This is a genomic window from Variovorax sp. M-6 (genome assembly GCF_052114385.1).
Lineage (GTDB): Bacteria > Pseudomonadota > Gammaproteobacteria > Burkholderiales > Burkholderiaceae_C > Variovorax.
Genome location: NZ_JBFREQ010000001.1, coordinates 1 through 26,294 on the forward strand (window position 1 = coordinate 1; position 26,294 = coordinate 26,294).

A 26,294-nucleotide genomic window follows, 5' to 3' on the forward strand; every position below is an offset into this window, starting at 1 on the left:
TTCAGGCGGAAGAAGGGCCGCGCGTGTTTGAGCGAAGCGAGTTTGCGCGGACCCCGCCTGAAGCGAGCACCGCAAGGCAGCCCGAAGGGCCGGCGCAGTGGGGTCGACGGGCCCGCACCGCATGCCGGGCGCGCTTCCATGGGAAACAAGCCCGGGGTACAACCAACTGGCGCTCCGCTTGGAGACAATCCCCGAGCCCAATTCCTGCCCCTCGCACCCGCCCTGGGCGGGCAGCTGTAAGCTCTGCCCTATGCTGCTTCACGTCACCCATGCAACCCGCTACGACTACGCGCCGCCGGTCGAGACGGCGCAGCACCTGGCGCACCTGAAGCCGATGAACACCGCCTCGCAGCGCCTCGTGAGCCATGCGCTGACGATCAGCCCGACACCCGCCCTGCACGAGGAGTCGCCGGACGTCTACGGCAATGCGCGCGCCTTCTTCGCGCTCGAGGCGACGCACGACGAGCTGGTGGTGACCGCCGAGAGCGTGGTCGAGACCGCGCAGCCCGTGCTGTCGCCGGCGGCGGCGCCCAAGCTGCCGTGGGAAGAGGTGCGGGAGCGCTTCCGTTACGTCAAGGACTCGAGCTACGACCCGGCCTCCGAGTTCGTCTTCCCGTCGCGCTACGTGCCGCGCCATGACGACTTCGCCGCCTACGCGCGGCCCAGCTTCGCACCGGGCCGGCCGGCCTTCGACGCCGCGCTGGACCTCACGCTGCGCATGTACCGCGACTTCGAATACGACGCCGAGAGCACCGAAATCAGCACGCCGGCGATCGAGGCCCTGGCGCAGCGCAAGGGCGTCTGCCAGGACTTCGCCCACATCATGATCGCCTGCCTGCGCACCCTGGGCCTGCCGGCGCGCTACGTGAGCGGCTACCTGCTGACCCAGCCCCCGCCCGGCCGCCCGCGCCTGGTCGGCGCCGATGCCTCGCACGCCTGGGTGTCGCTCTACCTGCCAGGCGCCGACGGCCCCGGCGACTGGGCCGACTTCGACCCGACCAACGGCCGCCAGCCCGGCGAGGACTACGTGACACTGGCCGTCGGCCGCGACTATTCCGACGTCTCGCCGATGCGCGGCGTGCTGCATGGCGGGGCCCGGCACACGCTCGATGTCAGGGTCACCGTGCGGCCGCTCGAGGAGCTGAAGGACGAAGCCGCCCGCATCGCACAGGCCCTGTCGCAAACCCAATCCCAATCCCAATCTCAATCCCAGAACAAGGAGTCCTCATGAACATCTACGACACGCTGTCCCGCCTCGGCATCACCCTGCCGCCCGTCGCCACCCCGGCCGCGGCCTACGTGCCCTTCGCGCGCACCGGCAACCTGGTCTTCCTCTCGGGCCACATCGCCCGCAAGGACGGCAAGCCCTGGGTCGGCCAGCTCGGTGCCGCGCTCGGCACGGACGAGGGCAAGCAGGCCGCGCGCGCGATCGCGATCGACCTGCTCGGCACCCTGCACGCGGCGGTCGGCGACCTGAACAAGGTCAAGCGCATCGTCAAGCTCATGAGCCTGGTCAATTCGACCAGCACCTTCACCGAACAGCACCTGGTGACCAACGGCGCGAGCGAGCTCATGGCCGAGGTCTTCGGCAGCGAGAAAGGCGCCCACGCGCGCAGCGCCTTCGGCGTCGCGCAGATCCCGATGGGTGCCTGCGTGGAGATCGAGCTGATCGCCGAAGTGGAATAAGTTGACCCCCACGCTCCTCACTTCGTGTGTCGCTGCCCCCCGAGGGGGCCGCAGGCCGACTTGGGTCGGCCCGGCGCCGGCCTGAGACCGCCCTCGATGGACGGCACCGATCGCCACCTGCTGAGCCTGCTCCAGGCCAACGCCAGGGAGCCAGCGGCGCTGCTCGCCCGCAAGCTCGGCGTGGCGCGCACCACGGTCGTGGCCCGCGTCGCGCGGCTGGAACGCGACGGTGTGATCGCCGGCTACGGCGTGCGGCTCGGCCAGCGGCTCGAACAGGCCGCGGTACGGGCCTACTGCGGCCTGAGCGTCGCGCCGCGCATGGGCACGGCGGTGGTCCGCGCGCTCGAGCGCCTGCCCGAGGTCGAGGAGCTGTCGGCGGTCAGCGGCCAGTACGACTACATGGTGTTCCTGCGCTGCGAAAGCAACGAGCAGCTCGACGCCCTGCTCGACCAGATCGGCCAGATCGAAGGCATCCGGCAGACGCACACGGCGGTGGTGCTGAGCCGCAAGGTCGACCGGCGCAGCGCAGTCCCTCCTGCACCAGACTGAGCCCGGTGCGCCGGCTCAGTCGAACTGCACCCCCTGCGCCAGCGGCAGGCCGGTCGAATAGTTGATGGTGTTGGTGGCGCGGCGCATGTACTGCTTCCAGGCGTCGGAGCCGCTCTCGCGATCGCCGCCGGTGTCCTTCTCGCCGCCGAAGGCGCCTCCGATCTCCGCGCCGCTCGGGCCGATGTTGACGTTGGCCATGCCGCAGTCGGAACCCGCCGCCGAGAGGAAGCGCTCGACCTCGCGCAGGTCGTTCGAGAAGATGCACGAAGACAGTCCCTGCGGCACGTCGTTGTGCAAGGCGATGGCTTCTTCCAGGCCCTCGCAGCCCAGCACGTAGAGCAGCGGACCGAAGGTCTCGCGGCGCACCAGCTCGGTCTGCGCCGGCATGTCGGCAATGGCCGGTTGCACGTAGAAGGCGTTCGGGAAGCGCTCGGCCAGGACACGCCCGCCCCCGACCAGGATCCGTCCGCCCTGCTGCCACGCCTCGGCGATGGCGCGCTGCAGGGCGTCGTGGGCCGCTTCGTCGATCAGCGGGCCCACCAGGACGCCCTCCTGCAGCGGATGGCCGATGCGCAGGCTCTCGTAGGCCGGCAGCAGCTTGGCGATCAGCGCGTCCTTGACCCGACGATCGACGATCAGCCGGCGCAGCGAGGTGCAGCGCTGGCCCGCGGTGCCCACGGCGCTGAACAGGATGGCGCGCAGCGCCATGTCGAGATCGGCCGCCGGCGTCACGATCATCGCGTTGTTGCCGCCGAGCTCGAGAATGCGGCGGCCGAAGCGCGCCGCCACCCGCGGGCCGACCTCGCGGCCCATGCGCGTGGAGCCAGTCGCCGACACCAGCGCGATGTCCGGGCTGTCGACCAGCGCCTGCGCCTGCGCACGGCCGCCGATCGCGATCTGGGCCAGGCCCGCCGGCGCGCGCTCGCCGAAGCGCGCGATCGCGCGTTCCAGCGCCCTGAAGGTGGCGAGTCCCGACAGGGGCGCCTTCTCGGACGGCTTGAAGATCACCGGGTCGCCGCACACCAGCGCGATGGCCGCGTTCCAGGCGAACACCGCGCTCGGGAAATTGAAGGCCGTGATCACGGCGACCGGGCCCAGCGGGTGGTACTGCTCCATGATCCGGTGGCCCGGGCGCTCGGACACGATGGTCCGGCCATAGAGCTGGCGCGACAGGCCGAGCGCGAACTCGCAGATGTCCACGCCTTCCTGCACTTCGCCCAGGCCTTCCTGGGCGATCTTGCCGACCTCGATCGAGATCACATGGCCGATGTCGGCCTTGGCACTGCGGAGCTCGTCGCCCCACAGCCGCACCAGCTCGCCGCGCGCGGGCGCCGGCAGCTCGCGCCAGGGGCGGAATGCGGCCTGCGCGCGGGCGATCAGCGCGGGCATCGATGCCGCCGGGGTTTCATGCAGACGCGCCAGTTCCGCGCCGTCGATGGCCGAGCGCACGCCCAGCGTGCCGCCGGACAGGTCCGCCGCGTCGATGCCGCAGCGCGCCAGAATCGTCGATGGATCGTTCATGGTCTCGGCTCTTTCCCTATGCGGCACCGCGCCTGAAGCCCCCGGGTTCCCTCGCTTCGCGTGATCGCTGCCCCCGAGGGGGCCGCAGGCCGCGTTGGGGCTGGCCGGCGTCGGCCTGAGGCGGCCAGGCATGCGCGAGAGTCGGGCCTGCACGGTCGTCACCCGGGCTCGAATCATCCAGGCCAGCGTAGCAACGGCCCACGCGCGTGGCAAGGAAGGCGTCGAACGCCACCTGCTCCTGTCGCACGAAACCTCGCGCCGGCAGGCGGCCGGTGCGCAGCAGCTCGAACACGCCGACCACGCCCGCGGCCGTCGCCAGTTCGATCGCGGTGCGGTCGACGCCACGCAGCCGGCCGCCGTGGATGCGGGCGATGCGGGTCTCCTGCTCGAGCCGGCCCTCGCGCAGGCCCGAGGCCGACGCGAACACGACCACCCGGTCCTCCCGGCTGTGGGGTACGGCGTGGTCGAGCACCTGCCGCAGCAGATCGCGGCGCTCGCCCAGCCGCAGGCCGTTCAGCAGCAGGTCCATGGCATCGCGGTGGCCGGGGTAGCGCAGGGTCTTGTAGTCGAGATCGCGCACCTGTCCGGCGAGCGTTTCGCACAGCGTGCCGAGCCCTCCCGAGGTGTTGAAGGCCTCGAAGCACTCGCCGTCGAGCACCAGCGTCTCGAGCCCCTCGAGCGGCTGCACCGTGACCGGCCGCCCCTGCACGATGGCCGCGCACGGATGGCAGTACTGGTTGATGACGCCGTCGATGCTCCAGGTGAAGTCGTAGCGCAGGCGGTTGGTGGCGTGGCGCGACAGCGCGCCGACGCGCAGGTGCAGCGACTGCAAGTCGTCGAAGCGCCCTGCCAGGTGCCCGCCCAGCATGCCGATCACGCCGGGCGCGAGCCCGCACTGCGGCATCAGCACCGCGTCGGCGCCGTCGGCCAGGGCGCGGATGGCGCGGGTGGCCGAGACATCCTCGGTGAGGTCGAGGTAGTGCACGCCGCGCGCGCGGGCCGCCGCGGCGACGCGTGCGGCCAGGTGGAAAGGCAGCGCGTTGATGACCATCTCGTGCCCCTCCAGCGCGGCCGCGAGCCCCGTGTCGTCCTCGGCATCGACGACGGCGCGCCGCACCAGCCGGTCGCCGAGTTCGCGCCGCGGGGGCTCGCGGTCGGCCAGCGTGACCGCAATGCGGTGGTATTCGGCCAGCATGTCGGCCACCGTGCCGCCCACCTTGCCCGCGCCCAGCACGAGGATGTTGCGAATCAGGATCGGGTTCATCGGGCACCTCCTTCCAGCGATCGAGCCTCAGGAACTGTAGGAGGCCGCGCTGGCATGGAGAAGCCGCCATTGCGTCGAGGAAACGCGGCGCCCCGACGGAACGACGGGATGGACGGTCGAAGGGTCAGGCGCCGCCTCCGGGGCGCGCTGCAAGAAAAACCATCGTGCTTGTAAAGCCGTTGACATACGGCGCCGCAACGCGTTCCTAAACTGGACCGCAGCCAACCCCTCCACCTCACAGGCCCAAGGCAAGCCGCCTCAACCCCTGCATCTCGCGAATCACGCAATGCGACTTGACCATCTCGATCAGTCCCTGCTCCTGCAGCTGCAGGAGCACGTTCGAAGTCATGACCCGGCTCAGGCCGGCGATGTTGGCCATCTCCTGGTGCGTGAACGAAATCCGTATCGCGACACCCTGCGCCTGCGCCTCGCCGTAGGTGCCGGCCAGTTGCACCAGGTGGTGGACCACCCGCTGCGCGGCCGTGGCCTGGCTCAGCAACAGGTTCTGGTGCGCCAGCACGCGCAGCTTGACGCTCATGAGCCAGAGCACCTGGCGCAGGCAGGCCGGATCGCGCTCCATGCACAGCAGCAGGTGCTGCCGCTCGACCTGCCGCGCAACGACATCCGACGAAGCGACCGCGCTCACCGAGTGCCTGCCGTCCAGGAAGGCGCTGCACTCGCCGACCATCCCGTGAGTGCCGACTATCGCCATGTGCTTCTCGTGGCCCGCCGCCGAGAGCAGCACCAGCCGCACCCGCCCCTGTTCCACGACATGGACGTGGGTCACCGCGTCGCCTTGCGAAAACAGGGTCTGGCCCTTGTGGAAACGAACCGTCGGTGCGCCCTGCGCTGTCAGCGTCCCCCAGTCGAAATGCGGCACCTCGATCCAAGCCGAAGGGGTCGCTGTCGTGTCTCCATTCTTGTTCATCGCCTCAAAGCCCCGTCATTGCACCGAGCCGTTTCATGAAACATCCATTCTCTTCGTACCGAAAGCTCTTTCCCATCCTGGACAACGCGATCCAGCTGTCCAGCTGCTCCCAGAGTGCGCTCAGCCTGCCGGTGCGGCAGGCGATCGACGACTACCTCGACGTCTGGGTGCGGCGCGGCGCCGACTGGGGCTACTGGATGGAGCAAGTGGCACTGGCCCGCGCCGAATTCGCCCGCATGATCCACGCCGACGTCGACGACATCGCCGTGCTGGGCAGCGTGTCGGATGCGGCGTCCGCCTTCGCCTCGGCGCTGCGCTTCGAAGCCGATCGGCCGGAGATCGTCACCACCACGCTCGACTTCCCGTCGATCTGCCACGTCTGGCTGGCGCAGCAGCCGCGCGGCGCGCAGACCCGCTTCGTGCCCGTCGAGGCCGGCGGCACGGACACCACCGACCGCGTGGTCGCGGCGATCGACGGCCGCACCGCATTGGTGTCGGTGTCGCAGGCCTGCTTCTATGACGGCCAGCTCGTGGACATCGCCGCCACCGGCCGGGCCGCGCGCCGGCATGGCGCGGTCCAGTTCGTCGATGCCTACCAGTCCGCCGGCTCGGTCGCGATCGACGTGCGCGCGCAGGAGGTCGACGTCCTGGCCAGCGGCGCGCAGAAATACCTGCTCGGGATCCCGGGCATCGCCTTCCTCTACGTGCGCCCCGAGCTCGCGCGTCGGCTCGTGCCCACGGTCACCGGCTGGTTCGGCCGCGTGGATCCTTTCGCGTTCGACCCCGCCCGGCTCGATTTCGCCGACAGCGCGACGCGATTCAGCACCGGAACGCCGCCGATGATGTGCGCCAGCGTCGCGCGCGCCAGCATGGGCCTGCTCAACGAGATCGGCATCCCCGCGATCGAGGCCTACCTGGGGCAACTGTCGGCGCTCGCCATCGAAGAAGCGACGCGCCTGGACCTCGAGGTCGCGAGCCCTTTGGAGCCTTCCGCCAAGGGCGCGAACACGGCGATCCGCATCGCGAATGCGGCCCAGGTCGAAGCACGGATGCTGCAGTCGGGCTACGTGGTCTCGGCACGCAACGACGTGATCCGGATCGCGCCGCACTTCTACAACAACGCCGACGACGTCGTCGGCGCCCTGCGCGAATTGGCCCGCCTCACGCGCTGATGGCCATGCAGATCGACACCCCTCTTCTTCGCTCGCACTGCGCCTCGGTCGTCTGCCGGGTGTCCGCGCCACAGGCCCTGGCCTTTCTTGCCGACGGCCTGCAGCTCGGGCAATGGGCGCTCGGCTGCTGGCAGACCGAAGCGGTCGGCGGCGGCGTGGTGCGCGGCCGCTCGCTATTCGACGACACGCCGAGCTGGGTGCGCCCGGTCGTGGACGAAGCGCACATGACAGTGGTCTACCACGTGGGCGGCGCGCCCGATGGGCTGAGCCCCCGCATCCACGCCGTGGTGGCAGCCGATCCAGGCGGCTGCCGGATCAGCCTGCATGGGTCACGCACGCCCGACATGGACGACGCCCGCTGGCTGCGCCTGGTGCGCTGCCACGAGCTCGAAGTGCTCCTGATCCAGGCACGCCTGGAGCTCCACGCCGCGCCACCCGCTCCGCAAGTTCTTTGACACCACGATGAGGAAGAGATCATGAACCGACGTCATTTCGGCCAGGCCTTCACGGCGGCGCTGCTCACCCCCGCGCTCTCGTCTCCCTGGAGCGCCCACGCGAGCACCAAGGCCTACGCGGGGCCCATCCGCGTGCTGGTGGGCTTCCCGCCGGGCGGCGCCACCGACGTGGTGGCGCGCGCGGTGATCGACAAGCTCGGCAAGGCCATGAACGGCCAGGTGTTCGTGGTCGACAACAAGCCCGGGGCCGGCGGGCAGATCGCCGCCCAGTTGCTCAAGGCCGCGCCGGCCGACGGCTCGACCATCATGCTGTCGATCGACCACACGCAAGTGATCATTCCGCTGACCATCGCTGCCGCAGGCTACGACCCGGTGGCCGACTTCACGGCGCTGGCCGGCGTGGCCTCCTACTACAACGTGCTCGCGGTCAGCGCCGCCACCGACGTCAAGACCATGGCCGAGCTCGGCGCCTGGGTGAAGGCCCATCCGAACGAGGCCAACTACGGCATCCCGGCGGCCGCCAGCGTGCCGCAGTTCATCGGCCACATTGTCGGAAAGTCCTTCGGCGTCACGATGAACTCGGTGCCCTACAAGGGTGGAGCCCCGATGGTGCAGGACCTGCTCGCGGGCCAGATCCCGATCGGCATTGCCTCGATGACCGAATTGATCGAGTACCACCGCGCCGGCAAGGTGCGCATCCTCGCGAGTTCGGGCCAGGTGCGCAGCAAGACCGCGCCCGAGATCCCGACTTTCCTCGAACTGGGCTACAGCGGCATCGACAAGAACCCGTGGCTGGCCTTCTTCGGGCCGAAGGGCATGCCGGTCGAATTCGTCGATCAGTTCGACCGCGCGATGAAGATCGCCCTGGCTCAGCCCGACCTGCAGGAACGGCTGGCCAAGATGGGCAACGAGGTGACGCCGGCGCCGGCCAAGGAGGTCGAGCAGTGGGTGGTCGATGCCTCGCGCGGCTGGGGCAAGGTGATCCGCGACTCGGGGTTCAAGGCGCAATGAGCACCGACTCCGACACGCCACGCACGTTCATCCAGAGCGGCTCCCGCTGGGAGGAGCTGGCCGGCTACTCGCGCGCCGTGGTCGACGGCGACTGGATCTTCGTCTCGGGCACGCTGGGCCAGGTTTTCGCCACCGGCGAGTTTCCGGCCACCGTCGAGCAGCAGTGCGATGTCGCGCTCGACACCATCGAAAGCGCGCTGGCGCAGGCACGGGCCAGCCTGGCGGACGTGGTGCGGGTGCGGGTCCATGTGCCCGATCGCGGCGATGTGATCGCGGTCAGCGGTGTGCTCAAGCGCCGCTTCGGCGCCAACCGCCCGGCCAACACCACGCTGTGCAGCGCATTGGCGGTCGAGGGCGCCAAGGTCGAACTCGAAGTCACCGCCCGGCGCCGCACCTGAGTCTCCTTTTCCTTGTCTGATTGAAAGCCACGATGAACCTCCTGACCCAGCTGGCCACGGCCATGCGCGACCGGTCGGTCCGCACGATCGATCTCACCCACACCCTGAGCGAGGACTTCCCGCCGCTGCAGCTGCCGCCGCAGTTCGGCCAGGTCGCCGCCTTCAAGATGGAGCGCATCTCGCGCTACGACGAGGCCGGCCCTGGCTGGTACTGGAACAACTTCACCTGCGGCGAGCACACCGGCACGCACTTCGACGCACCCGCGCACTGGGTGACGGGCAAGGACCATCCGCGCAACACGGTCGACACCATCGACACCGGCAACTTCATTGCGCCGGCGGTGGTGGTCGATGCCAGCGCCGAGGTCGCCGAGGATGCCGACTGGCTGCTGACGGTGGATTTCCTGCAGGCCTGGGAAGTGCGCCACGGCCGCATTCCCGAAGGCGCCTGGGTGCTGCTTCGCACCGACTGGTCGAAGCGGATCGCCGACCCGGCCGCCTTCGTCAACATGCGCGACGACGGCGCGCACACACCGGGACCGACGCAGGAGGCGGTCGAGTGGCTGATCCGCGAGCGCAACGTGCACGGCTTCGGCGTCGAGACGATCAACACCGATGCGGGTCAATCCCATGGCTGGCCGCTGGCCTATCCGTGCCACACGCTGATGCATGGCGCCAACCGCTATGGGCTGCAGTGTCTGAAGAACCTTGACCAGTTGCCGCCGACGGGCGCGTTGATCGTGTCGGCACCGTTGAAGATACGCGAAGGCTCGGGCAGCCCGTTGCGGGTGCTGGCGCTGGTCGAGGGCGACGCCGGCGGTACGCCGAACTGAGCCGGGGCCAAGGGGTGCGATCGGCTGCCGGAGGCATTTTTCGGATATTTCTGATGGCTCGCATCGACGGCGAAAACTAATCTTGGGGTCATGAATGCAACTCGAGATCTCTCCGTCCACGCCACCGACATCCCCGCCACGTTCACTGCAGCGCAGGTCGAAACGATCCTCGCCTTGAACGAAAAGATCGACGACGCCAAGGCCGGCGCCGCACAGCTGTTGAACGCAATGACGCCCACGCGCTTCAGCGCGGCCCAGGCCGAGTGCATTCGCGAGCTGCTGACCCTGAACGTTCGGGACTTCCACGCGACCTTGGCCGACGCCATGGAACTCGGTCCGCTCAGGGACCGGCTGCGTACGAGCGCACGACGGCTCTCGTAGGCTCACTTGCGCCAGAACGAGGGCGTCAGCAGCGCGATGAAGCTCAGCATTTCAAGCCGGCCGAGCACCATCGCAAAGGTGCAGACCCATACCTGGAAATCCGTCAGGCCGCTGAAATTGCCTGCCGGCCCGACGGTGCCCAGCCCCGGACCGGTGCAGTTCACGCTGGCCAGCACGGCGCTGAAGGCCGTGACCGGGTCGAGGTCTGTCAGCACCAGCAGCATGCTCAGCGAGATCGTGGTCACGCCGTAGACCAGCATGAAGGCCAGCACCGAGAAGATCACGCGGTGGTCGACCACCATGCTGCCGAGCGTCACCGGCTGAACCGCGCGCGGATGCACGAGGCGCGTCATCTCGCGCCGCGCCTGCTTCACGAGGATCAGCACCCGCACCATCTTGATCCCGCAGCCGGCCGAGCCTGCGCTGGTCGCCACGCTCGAAAGCAGCAGCATGAAAAGCGGCGCGAACACGGGCCAGGCCAGGTAGTCGACGGTCGCGAATCCGGTCGTGCTGCCGACGGAGATGGCGTGGAACACGCCATAGCGCAGCGCATCCAACGGCCCGTAGACGCCCTTCACCCACAGCACCACCGCCACCAGCAGGCCGCCGCCGATCAGCGCGATGAGCGTGCCGCGCAACTCCGGGTCACGCCAGAAGCCGCGCCAGTGGCCCTTTCGCATCGCGACGAAATAGAGCGCGAAGTTGCAGCTGGCCGCGAGCATGAAAAGCACGGCCACCCCTTCGAGCAGCGGCGACGCGAAGTACGCAAAGCTCGCGTCGTGCGACGAGAGCCCGCCCAGGCTCACGGTGGTGAACATGTGCATCATCGCGTCGATGGCGGTCATGCCGCCGGCCCAGTACGCGAGGAAGCAGGCCGCCGAGAACGTCGCGTAGATGCCCCAGAGCCCCTTGGCGGTTTCCTTCACGCGCGGCGTCAGCTTGCTGTCCTTGATCGGGCCGGCCACCTCGGCCTTGAAGAGCTGGCTGCCGCCCACGCCGAGCAGCGGCAGGATGGCCACCGCCAGCACCAGGATCCCCATGCCGCCGAGCCATTGCAGGAAGGTGCGCCACACGTTGATCGACACCGGCAGCTCGTCCAGCTTGGCCAGCACCGTCGCGCCCGTGGTCGTGAGGCCCGACACCGACTCGAAATACGCATGCGTGAAGTTGACCGGCCGCCCGATGGCGTCGAGCGCCCACATCAGCGGCATCGTGGAGACAAGCGGCAGCAGCACCCAGGTGAAGGACACCAGGAAGATGCCGTGGCGCGGTTGCAGCTCGCGCTTGTGGCGGCGCAGGCCGCCCCACAATGCGGCGCCGCAGATGAATGAGATCGCCGCGGAGCCGGCCCACACATGGCGCAGGCCGTCGGCATGCGTCCACGAGACGATCCACGGCACGAACATGCCGAGCGAGAAGAAGGTCAGGAGCGCGCCGAGCACGCGCAACACCGGAAAGAAGTCTCTCATGGGACAGGGACGGCGGTGTCAGAAGAAGGTGGCGCTGACGCGGAACAGCTTTTCCACGTCGCGCACCTGGCGCTTGCGGGGCACGAAGATCACGACGTGGTCGTTGCTCTCGATCACGGTGTCGCCGCGCGCGATGATCACTTGCGCCGGCGTCGGCGGCTCGCTGCCGGCCGGGACCGCACCTTCGCCGATTTCCGGCAACCCGCGCATGACCAGCCCGAATTCCGCGCCCTTGGGCAGCTGGATGTCCGAGATCTTGCGTCCGACCACGCGCGAGGTCTTGCGGTCGCCGCGCGCCACGATCTCCAGCGCTTCGGCCACGCCTCGGCGCAGGCTGTGGACCGCCTGCACATCGCCCTGCCGCACATAGGCCAGCAGTTCGCCGAGCATGGTCTGCGCGGGCGACAGCGCAATGTCGATCTGCGTGCCGTGCATCAGATCGGCATAGCTGCGCCGGTTGATCAGCGCCAGCACGCGCCGCGCGCCCAGTCGCTTGGCCAGCAGGCTGGCCATGATGTTGTCCTCGTCGTCGTTGGTGAGCGAGAGGAACAGGTCGATGTTCTCGATGCCCTCGTCGTCCAGCAGGTCTTCGTCGGTGCCATCGCCGTGCAGCACCAGCACGCTGCTGGGCAGTTCGGAGGCGAGCTGCACGCAGCGTGCATGGTCGCGCTCCAGTACCTTGATCTGGTATTTGCGGCCGGTCTCGAAAAGCTGTCTTGCGAGCCGCAGCCCCACGCGGCCGCCGCCCGCGATCATGATGCGCTCGACGTCGCGATGGTCGGCCAGGTCGTAGCGGTGCAGCGCCGACAGCACCGATTGCAGGTGCTCGCGCGCCGACAGCACGAACACCTCGTCGCCGGGCTCGATGAGCGTCTGGCCTTCGCAGACGATGAAGCGGTCGGGCTCGTTGTCGAGCCGGCGGTAGATCGCGACGATGCGCATGTCGGCACCGGGCACGCGTTCGCGCAGCTCGGCGATGCTGTGGCGCACCAGCGGCGCGCCCGCCACCGCGCGCACCGACACCAGGCAGGCCAGCCCGTTGGCGAACTCGCGCACCTGCAGCGCCTCGGGGTACTCGACCAGCTTGCCGATGTAGCGCGTCAGCGATTCCTCGGGGCAGATCACGCAGTCGACGGCGAAGCCCTCCTTGCCAAGGAGCGGGCTGTCTTCCTTGTAGGCATCGGAACGCACGCGCGCAATGCGCGTCGGAATGCCGAACACCTGATAGGCGACCTTGCAGCAGACCAGGTTGGTCTCGTCCTGCGCGGCGCAGGCGATCAGCATGTCGGCATCGCGCGCACCGGCTTCGGCCAGCACGTCGGGCTCGATGCCGCTGCCCACCACGCCGCGCAGTTCGAGGCGTTCCTCGAGCTCGCGCAGGCGCCCCGCATCGGTGTCGATGACGGTGATGTCGTTGCGCTCCGACACGAGCGTGCCGGCCACGCTCTCGCCGATTCGGCCTGCGCCGAGAATGATGATTTTCAAGTGATTTACTCCCCCGGGACGCTTTATACGCCCGAAGGGAATCGCCGCCGCATGGCGCTCGAGAAGGCACGTCCGCATCGGAATTGACGCCTGTCGACAATTCGAGCGAACATGTCCCCTGCGCAATGGCTCTTGTGGAGGATCTTCATGACGACCCGACGCGTTTTCGTTGCCTCCGCGACCTTGCTCGCCTCGACGCCCGCGCTCGAGACCGCCACGGCGCAGGGCGCTGACGCGCCTGCGAAGCAGGCCGACTTCCTGTTCGTGCAAACGGCGAACCGCATGACCTACGACAAGACGAACGGCAAGCTGACGCTGCTGGGCGTGAGCCCGGTCACCGTGTTCTTCTCCGACCGGCCCGAACGCATTGCCGGGAACATGGCGACAGCGGCCTTCGTCCCCTTCTGGAGCAAGGGCAAGGACAGTTTTCTTTCGGACCCGCCGAATGCCGACATCTCCATCATCGAAGGCAATTCGATGCGGCAAGTGGTCGTGGTGCTGCAGTCGCCCGTGTTGAAAGGCTCTGCCCTTTCCTACACGGCCCAGGTCCTGAAGGGCAGCATGCCGGCCAAGGGAGCGGAAATTTCGGTGTTCATCGACGTCATCGGCATGCCCATGACGCCCGTGTCGTACGCCGGTGTGGCGCGGCGCAGCTACCGCCGTGCTGTCATTCGATAGCGCCAAGCGCGCCGTTCGGTCCGCAAGACGACGGACCAGCGCGCGTCAGGCGCCGCGCGACGATCCCCGCACCACCAGCTCCCCCGGCAGCAAGAGCTGCCGCGCCGGCCCTTCCAGGCCTCGCAGGCGTTCGAGCAGGCAGGTCGCCGCGACCCGGCCGATCTCCTCGGTGGGCTGCGCGATGGCGCTCAGCCCGGGGCCGATCAGCGGCGCCCATTCGGCGTCGTCGAACCCGACGAAGCCGATGTCGGTTCCGAAGCGCAAACCCAGCCGCGCCATCGCCGCGGCCAGCCGCAAGGTCACGACCGCATTGCCCGCCAGCACCGCCGCGCGCTTGCCKCGCTTGGCGCGCTTGTGCAGGGCGCGCAGCGCGGCGTCAAGGCCCTCGCCGTCGTCACCCGTGCATTCGTACACCTCGCCGGCCACGCGCGGCTCGTGCGCCGCGACGCAGGCCCCGAAGGCTGCCGTGCGCTCGCGCCGCGAACTCACGCCCTTCTGCGGCTCCGTGATGTAGAGCAGCTCGCGGTAGCCGCCTTCGACCAGGTGGCCGCAGGCCGCGCGCATCGCCGCGGGGTTGTCCAGCGACACGAAGTCGGTGTGCATGCCCGCATGGCGCCGGTCCACCAGCACGGCCGGCTTGCCATGCAGCGCATCGGCATCGACCAGCCCCGCGCCGCGGCCCAGCGTGTTGAGGATGAAGCCATCGACCTGGTAACCGGCCAGCGCATCGATGGCCTCGCGCTCGCGGTCGATGTCGTTACCCAGGTTGAACAGCATCACCAGGTAGCCGGCATCCTGGCAGGCCTTCTCGGCGCCGCGCAGCACGGCCACCGAATAGGGATTGGTGATGTCGGCCACGATCAGGCCGATCAGGCGCGAGCGGCCGTGGCTCAGTGCCTGCGCCATCGGGCTCGGCGTGTAGGCCAGTTGCGCGACCGCGGCCTCGACGCGGGCCGCGATGTCGGGACTCAACAGCCGCTCGCGGTGGTTCAGGAAACGCGAGACCGTGGCCTTGGAGACACCGGCCGCCTTGGCGACGTCGGCGATGGTGGCGCGGGCCGGGCGCTGCATGGGGGTTCGGGCGTTCAAGCGGATGCGGTGTCGTAGACCGCCGCGGGGCGCTCGCCGGCCAGCGACTGCAGCAGGTTGGTGGTCGCGAGCTCGGCCATCGCATGCCGGGTCTCGTGCGTGGCCGAGCCGATGTGGGGCAACGGGGTCACGCGCGGATGGGTGCGCAGCGGCGAGTCCGCGGGCAGCGGTTCGGTCGCGAAGACGTCGAGGCCGGCCGCACGCAGCGTGCCGTGATCGAGCGCCGCGAGCAGCGCGTCTTCCTGCACCGTGGCGCCGCGGCCGCCGTTGATGAAGATGGCGCCCGGCTTCATCGCGGCGAAGAACTTCGCATCGACCAGGCCGCGCGTGCTGTCCGACAGCGGCAGCATCGCGACCACGAAGTCGGCGCGTGCCAGCAATTCGTCCAGCGGGGTGTGCGCGGCAGCGCCCTGCAGTTCGGGCGCCTGCGCAGCCAGGTCCACCGGCCGGCGCGCGTGATAGAGCACGGGCATGCCGAAACCGAGCGCGGCGCGGCGCGCGATCGCCTGGCCGATGCGGCCGAAGCCGACCAGGCCCAGCGTCTTGCCGTGGACGTCGAAGCCGAACAGATCCTCGCCGATGTTCTTCGTCCAACGGCCTTCCCGCACCAGGTTCGAGAGCTCGACCACGCGCCGGCTGGTGGCCATCAGCAGGGCGAACACGGTGTCGGCCACGGTCTCGTCGAGCACGCCGGGCGTGTGGCACAAGGTGACGCCGCGCGCGTGCAGCGACGCCAGCGCGTAGTTGTCGACGCCGACCGAGACGCTGGACACCACTTCGAGCTGCGGCGCGCGCGCCAGCAGCGCGTCGTCGACCGGGTAGCTGGAGCCGATCAGCCCGTTCGCCTGCGCAAGCGCGGCATCGAAGGCCGCGCGCTGCGCGGGCAGGCGCGGATTGGCGACCGTGACCTCGTGCACCGCCTGCAAGCGCGCGAGCTGGTCGTCGGGAAGTTCGCGAAACACCAGCACCTTCTTGCGGGCAGCAGTCACAGTCCAGCCTCCTCGAGTTCTGCGCGAGTCGGCAGGCCCTCAGTATCGCCGAGGACCTGCACCGCGCGGGCGCCGATCCAGGCGCCGCGCCGCACCGCGTCGGGCACCGACTTGCCTTCGAGCAGCGCGCTGACCACGCCGGCCGCGAAGCCGTCGCCCGCGCCCACGGTGTCGACGATTTCCTTCACGGGGAAGCCTTCGACGCGGCCGGTGCCGGCGACCTCGCTGTCGTAGTAGGCGCCTTCGGCACCGAGCTTCACGACCACCAGCCTGGCGCCGCGTGCACGGTAGAAATGCGCCACGCCCTCGGGCGTGCTTTCGCCGGTGAGGAACAGGCCCTCCTCCATGCCGGGCAACACCCAGTCGGCGCGCGCCGCCAGGTCGTTGATCCAGTGGCGCATGGTCTCCGCCGACGACCACAGCGTCGGCCGAAGGTTGGGGTCGAAGGAGATCGTGCGGCCGGCCGCGCGCATCACGTCCATCGACTTGATGGCCGCCTGCAGGCTAGTGTCGGAGATCGCCGCGAACACGCCGGTGGCGTGCAGGTGGCGCGCCGAGCGCAGCCAGGCCTCGTCGACATCGGCCGGGCCCATGTGGCTGGCGGCCGAGCCCTTGCGGTGGTACTCGACCGGCGGGTCGCTGCCGTCGGTCACGCGGCCCTTGAACTGGAAGCCGGTGCGCTGGGTCGCATCGGTGATCACGTGCGAGCAGTCGATGCCTTCGCCTTGCATGGTGGCCAGCAGCGCCCGCCCCATCGAGTCGGTGCCGAGCCGGCTGGCCCAGCCGACCTGGAGGCCGAGGCGCGAAAGGCCGATCGCCACGTTGGTCTCGGCGCCCGCGGTGCGCTTGTGGAAGGCCGTGGCGTTCTCGATCGGACCGGGCCGATCGGCCACCAGCAGCAGCATGGCCTCGCCGAACAGCGCGACGTCCAGGGCGGAAGCGGAAGCGTTCACCATCAGAGCGAGCGGATGTGGGTGATCTGGTCGCGCGTGACGGCCAGCAGGTCGTCACCGACCAGCGGGTATTCGATCGCGCGCGGCACGTCGGCCGGCAGCGCCCGCAGCACGGCGCGCCAGGGCGCGACCGAGTCGGCCAGCGGCACCGCCACCCACTTGGCGGGCAGCCGCTGCGCACCCTTGCAATGCACGTAGCGCACGCGGCCGCCCAGCGCCTGGGCCGCCTGCAGCGGACACTCGCCGACCCAGTGCCAGTTGCCCATGTCGAAGGTCATGCCGAGCTCCAGCCCCGCACGGTCGGCGGCATCGAAGAAGGCCTGCAGCGCCGGCAGCGTACCGGCGGAGACGGTCTGGTCGTTCTCGATCACGAGCTCGACCCGGGTTTCGGCGAGCTGCACCTTGAGGCCCCACAGCGAACCGTGCGAGGCCGGACCGAAATCGCCGATCGACATCTTGAGCCGCCTGGCGCCCAGCGTGGTCGCGGCGGCGATGCCGCGGGCCAGCGCGGCGCTGTCGAGCCAGCCCCCTTCGGCCCAGAGGCCTTCGGGGCTGGAATAGACCGAGGCCAGCCCGGCCATCGCGGGCAGCTCCGTCGCCGGGTCGCGCAACAGTTCGCCGCGCACCTCGACGCTGTCGGCGCCCGCGGCGTGCGCCAGTTGCGCACACCAGAGCTGCCCATGACGCCCGATCTCTGCGGCGCCGAAGGATGAAAGGGAAATCAGTACCGGCGTCATGTCGTCGATCGCGGCGTCAGTGCGCTTGATGGGAACTCAGGATTTGTCCGAGAAACTGGCGCGTCTTCTCGTGCTTGGGATGGCCAAAGAATTCGGCCGGCGGACCCTGCTCGATGATCTGGCCGTCGGCCATGAAGATCACCCGGTCGGCCACGCTGCGCGCGAAACCCATCTCGTGCGTGACGCACAGCATGGTCATGCCGTCCTCGGCCAGGCCGATCATGGTGTCGAGCACTTCCTTGACCATCTCGGGGTCGAGCGCCGAGGTCGGCTCGTCGAACAGCATGATCTTGGGCGCCATGCACAGCGCGCGCGCGATCGCCACCCGCTGCTGCTGGCCGCCCGAGAGCTGGCTCGGATACTTCTGCGCCTGCTCGGGAATGCGCACGCGCGTGAGGTATTTCATCGCCACCTCTTCCGCCTGCGCACGGCTCATGCCGCGCGAGCGCATCGGCGCCAGCGTGCAGTTCTGCAGGATCGTGAGGTGCGGGAACAGGTTGAACTGCTGGAACACCATGCCGACCTCGGCCCGCACGGCATCGACGTTCTTGCCACCGGCCGTGAGTTCGATGCCGTCGACCACGATGCGGCCCTTCTGCACCGTCTCGAGCCGGTTGATGCAACGGATGAGCGTCGACTTGCCCGAGCCCGAGGGCCCGCAGATCACGATGCGCTCGCCGGTGCGCACGGACAGGTCGATGCCGGTCAGCACCTGGAAGCTGCCGTACCACTTGTTGACCGCCTCCATGCGGATGATCGGGTCCGCTCCCGCCGATGTCGTGACTGCGTCCATCATGATTGCTTCCATTGATTCACTGCTTGCCCTGTTCGTGGCGAGGGCACCGAGGCCTGTTGGTGAAACACCGCGGAACCGGCTTTGCCGGGCCGCTGGTGTTGCCCCCTGAAAGGGGGTGGGCGGCTACACGAAGTGAGCCAACCTGGGGGTTAGTTCAATTTCGGCAGGTCGGTCTGCAGCCACTTCTGGTACAGCTTGTTCAGCTCGCCGTTGGCCGTGTTCTTCGACACGAACTCGTTCACGTTCTTGAGCAGGTCGTCCTGCCCCGGGCGCATCGCGATACCCATGGACTGCTGCAGCAGCGTGAACTTGTTCTCGAAGGTGTTGGCCGGCACGCGCTTGGCGATCTGCGCCGCCACCGTGACCGAGCAGCCGATCGCATCGACCTGGCCCGACATCAGCGCCTGCATGGCCGAGGCGTCGTCGTCGAAGCGGCGAATCTCGGTGCCTTCGGGCGCTGCCTTGGTCACGGCCACGTCCTGCGTGCTGGCGCGGGCCACGCCCACGCGCAGGCCCTTCAGGTCGGCCGCGCTCTTGATCGACGTGCCGCTCTTGCCGTACAGCACGACGGTCGCGGCCGCATAGGGCTGCGAGAACTGCACCTGCTTGGCGCGCTCGGGCGTCACGGCCAGCGAAGCGACCAGCAGGTCGACCTTGTTGGTCAGCAGGAAGGGAATGCGGTTCGGGCCGGTGACCGGCACGATGTTGGCCTTGACGCCCCAGTCCTTGGCCAGCAGCTTGGCCACGTCGGCGTCGTAGCCGTCGGGCTGGTTCTTCGCATCGGTGGTGCCATAGGGCGGGAAGTCGACCAGCATGCCGATCGTGATCTCGCCCTTCTTCTTGATGTCGGCCACGGTCTGGGCCGAAGCGAAGGGAGCGAAGGCGGTCAGCGCGGCGCCCAGGCCCAGGGCTGCAATGACCGCGCGGCGGGTGGTGGAACGGATCATGTCAGGTCTCCTTGATAGAACAGAAAGAAAGAGCGATTCCAGGAACACCGCGGAACCGGCTTTGCCGGGCCGCTGGTGTTGCCCCCGGCGAGGGGGTTGGCGCAGCGACACGAAGTGCGCGAAGACTGGGGGAGTGCTTCATCTCCCGAGCGCCTGTGCCCGCTTGCGCTCCATGCGCGCGGCCAGCAGCGACAGCGGCCAGCAGATGACGAAGTAGATCGCGGCCACGGTGGTGAAGACGTGCAGCGGCTGGAAGGTGGCGTTGTTGATGATCTGCCCGGCACGCGTGACCTCGGTGAAGCCGATGATGGCCGCGAGCGAGGTGCCCTTGATGATCTGCACCAGGTAGCCGACCGTCGGCGGCAGCGCGATCTTGAAGGCCTGCGGCAGCACCACGTCGCGCATCCGCGATGTGTAGTCGAGGCTCAGCGCCTCGGCCGCCTCCCACTGGCCGCGCGGGATCGCCTGAATGCAGCCGCGCCAGATCTCGCCGAGGAAGGCGGCGCTGTTGAGGATCAGCGCCACGCCGGCCGCAATCCACGGATTGATGTCGAGGCCCAGCACCGGCGCGCCGAAGAAGATCAGGAACAGCTGCAGCAGCAGCGGCGTGCCCTGGAAGATCTGGATGAAGCCGGTGGACAGCACGCGCGCGGCCCTGTTGTCGGAAGTGCGCGCGAGCGCGATCACGAGGCCCAGGATGGCACCGCCGACGAAGGCGATCGCCGACAGCGCCAGCGTCCACTTGGCCGCTTCGAGGATGAACAGGAATTCGGGAAAGCCGAAGGTACGCATGGATTGGCAGGCCCTTAGCGCCGGTCCGGATAGTTGAGGGTGCGCCTGTAGATCAGCTTGAACAGGGCCGAGAACGCGAGCGAGAGCGCCAGGTAGATGCCGGCGACCACGATGTAGATCTCGAAGCTGCGGAAGGTCTGCGACTGCAGGTTGGCGGCGACCGAGGTCAGGTCGTCGGCCGAGATCACCGACACCACGGCCGAGCTCAGCATCAGCAGGATGAACTGGCTCGTGAGCGCCGGGTAGATGGCCTTGAGCGCGGGCTTGATGATCACGAAGCGGAAGATCTCCCAGGGCTTCAGGTTGAGCGCCCGGCCCGCCTCGATCTGGCCCTTGGGGATCGACTCGATGCCGGCGCGCACGATCTCGGCGGCATAGGCGCCGAGGTTCACCACCATCGCGGTCAGCGCCGCGGTGTAGGGCGACCAGCGCAGCCCGATGGCCGGCAGCGCGAAGAAAAAGAAGAACAGCTGCACCAGGAACGGCGTGTTGCGGATGACCTCGATGTACGCGTTCACGATGAAGCGCAGCCAGGCCGGGCCCGAGGTCTTGCCCCAGGCGCAGAAGACCGCCACCACCAGGCCCAGCAGCGTGGCGACCAGGGACAGCTGGATCGTGATCCAGGTGCCCTTCAGCAGCAGCGGCCAGGCGGCGAAGACGGCATCGAACTGGAATTGGTAGTTCACGGGGGCGTCGATTCGAAACGGGGTTCGGTGTTGGTGCATCCCGCGACAAACGCACTTCATCGCGGGGCAGCGCAGTATATTTGAAACCGGTTTCAGCACCACACTAGGGATTCCCCCTAGACGCCCGCATGCCTACACTGGCGGAATGCCGATCACAGACTTGGTGGACACCGAGGCAGAGTTTTCCGGCGCAGTGGCCGCACCCGCCGTGCAGCACCTGCGCCAGACCCTCTTGTGGCCCTTGCGCCTGATGCCGACCGCCCAGCCGCGCCACGCGCATCGCGGCCCCTGGCAGGTGTTGCGGGATCTCGGCGACGCCTCGCCGTGGCGCGAGGAGATCGACGAGTACACCGGCGCCAGCGACCGCTTCCACGAGCGCCACTACAACGAGTTCGTGAGCTTCCTGCCCTACGTGCAGCGCTTCCTGTACGGCGACGGCCGCAAGGGCCGCGCGGCCGGCGGCGCCAACGACGGCGACTCGCCAATGCGCGTGTTCCGCCGCAGCGACGTCGCCGCGGTGCGCGTGGTGGGGCGGCCCGGCGACGCACCGATCACGCTGCAGGTGGTGCACGTCGATCTCTACTTCTTCTTCGACGTCGATGTGGTGATCCTCAACGTCGAGGTCGGCGCCGACCGGTTGAGCCTCGCGCAGGCGCAGGAGATCCTCTACCGCTTCGGCCGCGCCTACCCCGGCGGCTGGGATGCGCAGGGCCAGGCGCTGCACTGCATGAGCAGCGTCGAGTGGCTGGCCGCCGACGGCAGCGTGCTCGCGTGCTCCGACGCGCAGCAGCGCGAGGCCTTCATGTCGCACGTGGCCGAGCATCGCGCGCCGCGGCTGGCCGCGCACTGGGCCTGGCTGATGCGGCCGCTGGTCAGCGATCATTCGGACGAGGCTGGCGCACTGCGCTTCCGCCAGATCGAGTACTACCGCATGCCGGTGATGGCCTACCTCGCGCTCGACGATCCGCGCCGGCTCTCGCGCAACGATTTCATCCGGCTGGCGCTGGTGACCGGCGCGGCCGAGCCGGCCACCAGCGGTGGCGGCCCCCTGCCCTACGCCGACGAACTCGTGGAGGACTTCGAGCGGCGCTACTGCTACGACCGCTTCTGGGTCGACGCCGGCGCCGCGCCTCGCACGCGCTACCTGTGCAACGGCCGCGCCCTGGTCGTGATCGGCGACGCGCATGCCGAATACTTCTGCTGCCGCGACCGCGGCGTGCTGGCGCAGTTCCGCCACCAGCACTTCCTGCTGTTCCTGATCGCGCATTTCCAGAAGGCGGCGCTGCTGATGTACTCCGACCGGCTGGTGGAAGCGCTGCGCATGCTCGACGTCCACGACGTCGCCAGCGTCAAGCGCTTCAAGCGAGCGATCCGCGCCAGCTTCGAAGGCTTCCTGCGCTTCACGCACCGCTACTGGTTCCACGAGATCTCGGAGCAGGCGCAGGTGCGTGCGCTGTCGCACCTGTGCACCACGCACCTCGGACTCGATCCGCTCTACGAAGAAGTCAAGGAGCGCATCGCCGACATGAACACCTACCTGGACGCCGACAGCCTGCGAAGACAAGCCAACACGGTGGTGCGGCTCACGGTGGTCACCCTCTTCGGCCTCATCGGCACCATCACCACCGGCTTCCTCGGCATGAACCTGCTGGCCGAGGCCGATTCGCCGCTGTGGCGCAAGCTGATCTGGTTCGGCATCGTCTTCGGCTTCACCACCTGGCTCACGGTCTACACGATGGTCAAGTCGAAGCGGCTGTCGGACTTCATCGATGCGCTGTCCGACGAGCGCCACACGCTGCGCACCAAGCTCGGCGTGCTGGCCCGGGTCTGGCGGCCGGGTTCGGACTGAGTGCTCCCGACCCAGGGGGCGGAACCTCAACGGGGCAACCAGACCTCGATCGCGCCGGGGTCCGCCTGGATCGGGCGCGGCAGCAGCTTGATGACCCAGGGCTGCCCGGTCGGCGATGCCGCCGTCTGGATCAGGGCTTGCGCGCAGGCGCGCGAGGACTCCTCGCGGATGACCACGGTCGGCACCGGATGGCCGACCGGCGGCGCGCGTCCGGCGCGGCGCGAGGTGCTCAGCAGGTCCTCGATCGGCGGCACCGACGCGCCCAGGGCACGCCAGGGGCCACGCCAGGCGCGCGCCTTATCGCGCAGCCCGGTGCCATAGGTCAGGATGTAGACCACCGCGCCCTCGCAGGCATCCGGGGCGATCGGCGCGGGCGCCGGCTGCGGCGCGCTCGTGCCGTCGGGCGACGGCGCATAGGTGGGCGGTGGCCCGGCCGCCATCGGCGGAGCGGCCGCCACCTGCTCGTCGCGACCGGCCCCCGTGAGCCGGTCGCGCAGCCATACCGCCAGCCGGAAGGGCACCGGCAGGATGCCGCTGCAATTCTGCTTCGAGCCGGTCTGGCCGCTGTAGTCGCGCGCCCAGTAGCGCGGTGCGCACGGCGGCGCCTGCGCGGGCTGCAGGCAGTCGATGCCGTTGCCCGGATCGAGCAGCCGCGCGCAGGCCGGGCTGCGTTGATCCGCGGCCTCGCTCGCGCAGGCCTGCTTGGCGTCGTCGACCAGGCGCACCGACAGTCGGAACCTGGCCATGAAGTTGTCGCTGCCCTCGCGGCACAGCAGGTCGCCGGTGCGCAGCAGCTCGGCCGCCAGCAGGGCCGGCGCATCGCCGCCGCCGCCGCCGCTGCGCAGATGGGCCCAGCGTTCGGTGAGCTCCTTGAAGGCGCTGTTCTCCGATTTTTCCTGGTCGGCACGCTGCGCCCGCCAGCTGTCGATGCCCTGCCAGGCGGCGACGCCGAAGGTGGCCGCGGTGCCGATGCCGATCGATGCCGTGACCGCGCCGGCCTTGAGCACGCGGGCCTGCAGCCGGCTCATCGAGCCCACCGCGGCGGCCGTGGCGCTGTCCTTGTCGCTCGCCTTGGCGCCGCGGGCGCTCGAATCCGGCTGGCCGTCGTCGAGCACGAACAGGCCCGGTGCACCGGCCGCCACGTGCTCCAGCATCTCCTCGTCGAGCCGGAAGCCGATCTCCGAGCCGAGGCGGAAGTAGCTCTCCCACTGGGCCTCGTCGAAGAACTGGTCGGTGGTCGGCTGCTGCGGGAACAGCGGATTGGCCGCCTTGAAGTTCACCAGGTCGACCGGCAGCGAGGCCGAGACGTTGGGCTTGACCAGCACGATCTGTCCGGTGGCGCCGCTCGCATAGCGGACCTGCGCGAGCGCCAGGCAAGCCTGGCTGCTCGGCGAGGCCAGGTCGTTGAGCGAACCGAAGGCGCCCAGGTGCGTCCACTCGGCGTCGGGCCGAGGCTTCATGAAGGTGATCTCGGCGCTGAGGTCGATGCGGGCGCGGCGAATCAGGATCTCGAGGTCGCAGAAGCGGTAGTCCGGATCGGCGCCGCAGTCGGCGATCACGATCAGCGCGGCCTCCTGCCGCAGCAGCGCGTAGGCGCCGGTGTTCTCGAAATGGCCGCCGTCGCTCAGGTACCAGTTGGCCGAACTGCTGCCCGGAAAGGCGCCGAAGCACTCGAGCAGCATGAAGCGCGTCTTCATCAGGAGCGGGCTCGCATGCACCACCGCGCCGCGCTGCAAGATCCCTGCGCCGGCGCTGTTCCACCAGTAGCCCAGCCGCAGGCCCGCGAACACCGACAGCGCAGAGATGCCGCGCTTGGTGAGACGCCCGAGGCCCGGTGCGAAGGCCGCGCCCGAGATCGCCATCCAGGCGCCCAGCGTGAGCGCGCCGTCGCCGCGGGCCTGGGCCCACTGGGCGCCGCCGGCCTGCATCCAGCCCAGCGGCCCGATGGTCAGCGGCTGGCTCTTGCGGTCGCGGTTGAAGAGCCGATCCTTGGTGCCGTGCGTCTGGTTGATGCAGACGTTCGCCAGGTGCACCGGCCCGCCGTGGGCCTGCGGCGCGTAGCGCAGCTGCGAGATGTCGTCGTGTGCATCGACCCGGCCCACCGGCACCTGCGGCGGCTCCAGCCCCGACATCTTGTCGGTCGGCCGGGCACCGAGCCGCCGCTCATTGGCGGCCCCGAGGTAGCCGCGCACGATGCGCGCCTTGTAGAACATGTGCAGCGACGAGGCATTCAGGAAGGCGAAGTTGCGCCCGGTCGCCAAGGCATAGATGCCGATGATCACGGCGATCGTGCCGAGCCAGGCCCAGCCGCGCATGAAGTCCAGCCCGGCCGGCGTGAAGACCGGCAGCAGCACCGCCGCATACACGACGCTGACCCACCACGCCGCGAGACAGAAGGCCAGCACCAGCCCGAGCAGACTGGCGAGCGTCATCACCACCGTCTTGCCGATGCCGGGCAGCTCCTGGCGGTGCGACAGCAGCATCGGCAGCACGCCGCGCAGCACCGCGGCGACCACCAGCAGCACCGCGCCGTACGACACCCGCTGCTCCTGGCCCTCGGCGGCCAGCCACCAGGCGCTGCGGTCGAGCAGGCCGAGCATCACGATCAGCAGCGCCGTATTGAGGACCGAGGCCAGTCGCTCGGTCAGCTCGTTGCGCAGTTCGGCCGGCGACCGCCTGCGGCCACGGTGCAGCACCCACAGCAGGGCGATCACCCAGCAGGCCGCGAAGGCCTCGAAGGCCGGCGCCAGCCAGGGCGGGCCGCTGTAGCGCTGCATCAGCCTGGGCCCGACGAAGGCCGCACCGATGCCCAGCGCCAGCCACATCGCCACCTGCAACAGCATCGACGAGGTGGACGGCTTGTCGTGCACCGACCAGTAGGCGCAGGCCAGCACCACCGAGGCCAGGAAGGGCCCGACCAGCGTGAACCACAGCGTCGGCCATTGCGTCGCCCACTCCACCACCATCCGCATGTATTGCAGCGCGTAGAGTTCGGCCGTTCGCACCACCGCGTCGGGCGGAAGGCTGTTGAGGTCGACGGCGCGGAACACGGCGTCCCACAGCAGCAGGTTGGCGGCCGCCAGCACCATGCCGATCAGGCTGGCGGCGATCGCGAGTTCGATGTGGGTGGCGAGCAGGTTGCGCAGGTAGAGCGCGGTGGCGAACAGCGTGTCGCGCAGGCCACCCGGAATCAGGTAGCGGCCGTTGGCGCGCAGCCACCAGCCGAAGCGTGCGCGGTCGACGTCGCCGAGGGCGCACTCGATCTCGCGCACCTCCTCGGCCGACTGGGCATTGGTGCACAGCCGCCCGAGCGCCGCGCCGATGTAGCCGCCTCCCGAGACGGTCGAGATCAAATCGAACTTGAGCAGTTGCCGGCGCGCCGCCAGCGCCTTCAGCAGGCCCAGGCAGAAGGTGGCGCTGCGGATGCCGCCACCCGACAGTGCCAGGCCCCAGGGCCGTCGGCCATCGTCGGTGCCGTGAAGAGCGCAACGACGCTCGGCGACCAGCTTCTGGATGGTCTCGTCCATTCGGCTCCTCGTCGTTCGAAGCAATATTTCATGGTTGGGCCGCTGCATCAATGGCTCGAACGGCCTATGCCGGAGCGCAGGGGCTGCCCGATTCCCGTC

25 protein-coding genes are annotated in these 26,294 nt (G+C 69.1%); 11 read left to right on the forward strand and 14 right to left on the reverse strand.

The features are described 5' to 3' along the window. The first annotated feature begins 250 nt into the window (after positions 1-250). The 3 genes from AB4Z46_RS00005 (at position 251) to AB4Z46_RS00015 (ending at position 2,235) form a co-directional block, all read left to right on the forward strand. Positions 251-1,231, forward strand: coding sequence for a transglutaminase family protein (locus AB4Z46_RS00005; protein ID WP_442281415.1), 981 nt, complete (start codon positions 251-253; stop codon positions 1,229-1,231). Beyond that, positions 1,228-1,686 carry a RidA family protein gene (locus AB4Z46_RS00010; RefSeq protein WP_442281416.1) on the forward strand — a complete coding sequence of 153 codons (459 nt, stop codon included), beginning with the start codon at positions 1,228-1,230 and terminating at the stop codon, positions 1,684-1,686. The genes AB4Z46_RS00005 and AB4Z46_RS00010 overlap by 4 nt, the downstream gene beginning before the upstream one ends. A 96-nt stretch (positions 1,687-1,782) precedes the next feature. Next, positions 1,783-2,235 carry an Lrp/AsnC family transcriptional regulator gene (locus tag AB4Z46_RS00015; protein ID WP_442281417.1) on the forward strand — a complete coding sequence of 151 codons (453 nt, stop codon included), beginning with the start codon at positions 1,783-1,785 and terminating at the stop codon, positions 2,233-2,235. A 15-nt stretch (positions 2,236-2,250) separates the two neighbouring features. Here AB4Z46_RS00015 and amaB read toward each other — a convergent pair whose 3' ends face one another. The 3 genes from amaB to AB4Z46_RS00030 all read right to left on the reverse strand — a co-directional run bounded on the left by amaB (position 2,251) and on the right by AB4Z46_RS00030 (position 5,948). Then, the gene (gene amaB / locus AB4Z46_RS00020) at positions 2,251-3,756 is read right to left on the reverse strand and encodes an L-piperidine-6-carboxylate dehydrogenase (protein ID WP_442281418.1); all 1,506 of its coding nucleotides are present in this window, start codon (positions 3,754-3,756) and stop codon (positions 2,251-2,253) included. Positions 3,757-3,772: 16 nt separating this feature from the next. After that, positions 3,773-5,020 (reverse strand): saccharopine dehydrogenase NADP-binding domain-containing protein, encoded by a 1,248-nt coding sequence (locus AB4Z46_RS00025; protein ID WP_442281419.1) that lies wholly within the window; start codon positions 5,018-5,020, stop codon positions 3,773-3,775. Positions 5,021-5,255: 235 nt separating this feature from the next. Further along, positions 5,256-5,948, reverse strand: a complete 693-nt coding sequence (locus AB4Z46_RS00030) for a Crp/Fnr family transcriptional regulator (protein ID WP_442281420.1) — start codon at positions 5,946-5,948, stop codon at positions 5,256-5,258. Positions 5,949-5,983: 35 nt separating this feature from the next. Here AB4Z46_RS00030 and AB4Z46_RS00035 point away from each other — a divergent pair, with 35 nt between their 5' ends. The 6 genes from AB4Z46_RS00035 to AB4Z46_RS00060 all read left to right on the forward strand — a co-directional run bounded on the left by AB4Z46_RS00035 (position 5,984) and on the right by AB4Z46_RS00060 (position 10,198). Further along, positions 5,984-7,120, forward strand: a complete 1,137-nt coding sequence (locus tag AB4Z46_RS00035; RefSeq protein WP_442281421.1) for an aminotransferase class V-fold PLP-dependent enzyme — start codon at positions 5,984-5,986, stop codon at positions 7,118-7,120. Between the two features lie 5 nt (positions 7,121-7,125). Then, positions 7,126-7,575, forward strand: coding sequence for a hypothetical protein (locus tag AB4Z46_RS00040; protein ID WP_442281422.1), 450 nt, complete (start codon positions 7,126-7,128; stop codon positions 7,573-7,575). A 21-nt stretch (positions 7,576-7,596) separates the two neighbouring features. Continuing rightward, entirely contained in the window at positions 7,597-8,586 is a 990-nt protein-coding gene (locus tag AB4Z46_RS00045) for a Bug family tripartite tricarboxylate transporter substrate binding protein (RefSeq protein ID WP_442281423.1), read from the forward strand. Further along, the gene (locus AB4Z46_RS00050; protein ID WP_442281424.1) at positions 8,583-8,984 is read left to right on the forward strand and encodes a RidA family protein; all 402 of its coding nucleotides are present in this window, start codon (positions 8,583-8,585) and stop codon (positions 8,982-8,984) included. Before AB4Z46_RS00045 ends, AB4Z46_RS00050 begins: the two co-directional genes overlap by 4 nt. A 32-nt stretch (positions 8,985-9,016) precedes the next feature. Beyond that, positions 9,017-9,817 carry a cyclase family protein gene (locus AB4Z46_RS00055; RefSeq protein WP_442281425.1) on the forward strand — a complete coding sequence of 267 codons (801 nt, stop codon included), beginning with the start codon at positions 9,017-9,019 and terminating at the stop codon, positions 9,815-9,817. A gap of 90 nt (positions 9,818-9,907) precedes the next feature. Then, complete coding sequence (locus AB4Z46_RS00060; RefSeq protein ID WP_442281426.1) at positions 9,908-10,198, forward strand: hypothetical protein; 291 nt, start codon at positions 9,908-9,910, stop codon at positions 10,196-10,198. A gap of 2 nt (positions 10,199-10,200) precedes the next feature. Here AB4Z46_RS00060 and AB4Z46_RS00065 read toward each other — a convergent pair whose 3' ends face one another. Together AB4Z46_RS00065 and trkA are read right to left on the reverse strand one after the other, a co-directional pair. Continuing rightward, positions 10,201-11,667: a TrkH family potassium uptake protein gene (locus tag AB4Z46_RS00065; protein ID WP_442281427.1), complete on the reverse strand. Its 1,467-nt coding sequence runs from the start codon at positions 11,665-11,667 to the stop codon at positions 10,201-10,203. Between the two features lie 18 nt (positions 11,668-11,685). Beyond that, positions 11,686-13,152, reverse strand: a complete 1,467-nt coding sequence (gene trkA, locus AB4Z46_RS00070; protein ID WP_442281428.1) for a Trk system potassium transporter TrkA — start codon at positions 13,150-13,152, stop codon at positions 11,686-11,688. A 147-nt stretch (positions 13,153-13,299) separates the two neighbouring features. Here trkA and AB4Z46_RS00075 point away from each other — a divergent pair, with 147 nt between their 5' ends. Continuing rightward, positions 13,300-13,830, forward strand: a complete 531-nt coding sequence (locus tag AB4Z46_RS00075; RefSeq protein ID WP_442281429.1) for a hypothetical protein — start codon at positions 13,300-13,302, stop codon at positions 13,828-13,830. A 45-nt stretch (positions 13,831-13,875) separates the two neighbouring features. On the opposite strand, the gene AB4Z46_RS00080 is transcribed toward AB4Z46_RS00075, so the two are convergent. The 8 genes from AB4Z46_RS00080 to AB4Z46_RS00115 all read right to left on the reverse strand — a co-directional run bounded on the left by AB4Z46_RS00080 (position 13,876) and on the right by AB4Z46_RS00115 (position 20,819). Next, entirely contained in the window at positions 13,876-14,901 is a 1,026-nt protein-coding gene (locus AB4Z46_RS00080) for a LacI family DNA-binding transcriptional regulator (RefSeq protein WP_442281872.1), read from the reverse strand. Between the two features lie 14 nt (positions 14,902-14,915). Then, entirely contained in the window at positions 14,916-15,908 is a 993-nt protein-coding gene (locus tag AB4Z46_RS00085; protein ID WP_442281430.1) for a 2-hydroxyacid dehydrogenase, read from the reverse strand. Further along, the gene (locus AB4Z46_RS00090; RefSeq protein WP_442281431.1) at positions 15,905-16,864 is read right to left on the reverse strand and encodes a sugar kinase; all 960 of its coding nucleotides are present in this window, start codon (positions 16,862-16,864) and stop codon (positions 15,905-15,907) included. The genes AB4Z46_RS00085 and AB4Z46_RS00090 overlap by 4 nt, the downstream gene beginning before the upstream one ends. Then, a complete protein-coding gene (locus AB4Z46_RS00095) occupies positions 16,864-17,598 on the reverse strand; it encodes a sugar phosphate isomerase/epimerase family protein (protein ID WP_442281432.1) in 735 nt (244 codons plus the stop codon). Before AB4Z46_RS00095 ends, AB4Z46_RS00090 begins: the two co-directional genes overlap by 1 nt. Positions 17,599-17,614: 16 nt before the next feature. Continuing rightward, entirely contained in the window at positions 17,615-18,394 is a 780-nt protein-coding gene (locus AB4Z46_RS00100; protein WP_442281433.1) for an amino acid ABC transporter ATP-binding protein, read from the reverse strand. A gap of 149 nt (positions 18,395-18,543) precedes the next feature. After that, positions 18,544-19,341, reverse strand: a complete 798-nt coding sequence (locus tag AB4Z46_RS00105) for a transporter substrate-binding domain-containing protein (protein WP_442281434.1) — start codon at positions 19,339-19,341, stop codon at positions 18,544-18,546. 138 nt (positions 19,342-19,479) lie between these two features. Continuing rightward, positions 19,480-20,133: an amino acid ABC transporter permease gene (locus AB4Z46_RS00110; protein ID WP_442281435.1), complete on the reverse strand. Its 654-nt coding sequence runs from the start codon at positions 20,131-20,133 to the stop codon at positions 19,480-19,482. 14 nt (positions 20,134-20,147) lie between these two features. After that, the gene (locus AB4Z46_RS00115; protein WP_442281436.1) at positions 20,148-20,819 is read right to left on the reverse strand and encodes an amino acid ABC transporter permease; all 672 of its coding nucleotides are present in this window, start codon (positions 20,817-20,819) and stop codon (positions 20,148-20,150) included. Positions 20,820-20,964: 145 nt separating this feature from the next. Between AB4Z46_RS00115 and AB4Z46_RS00120 the strand changes: the two genes are divergently transcribed. Next, positions 20,965-22,668 (forward strand): hypothetical protein, encoded by a 1,704-nt coding sequence (locus tag AB4Z46_RS00120; RefSeq protein ID WP_442281437.1) that lies wholly within the window; start codon positions 20,965-20,967, stop codon positions 22,666-22,668. A 26-nt stretch (positions 22,669-22,694) separates the two neighbouring features. On the opposite strand, the gene AB4Z46_RS00125 is transcribed toward AB4Z46_RS00120, so the two are convergent. Beyond that, positions 22,695-26,195, reverse strand: a complete 3,501-nt coding sequence (locus tag AB4Z46_RS00125; protein ID WP_442281438.1) for a patatin-like phospholipase family protein — start codon at positions 26,193-26,195, stop codon at positions 22,695-22,697. Positions 26,196-26,294: the final 99 nt, after the last annotated feature.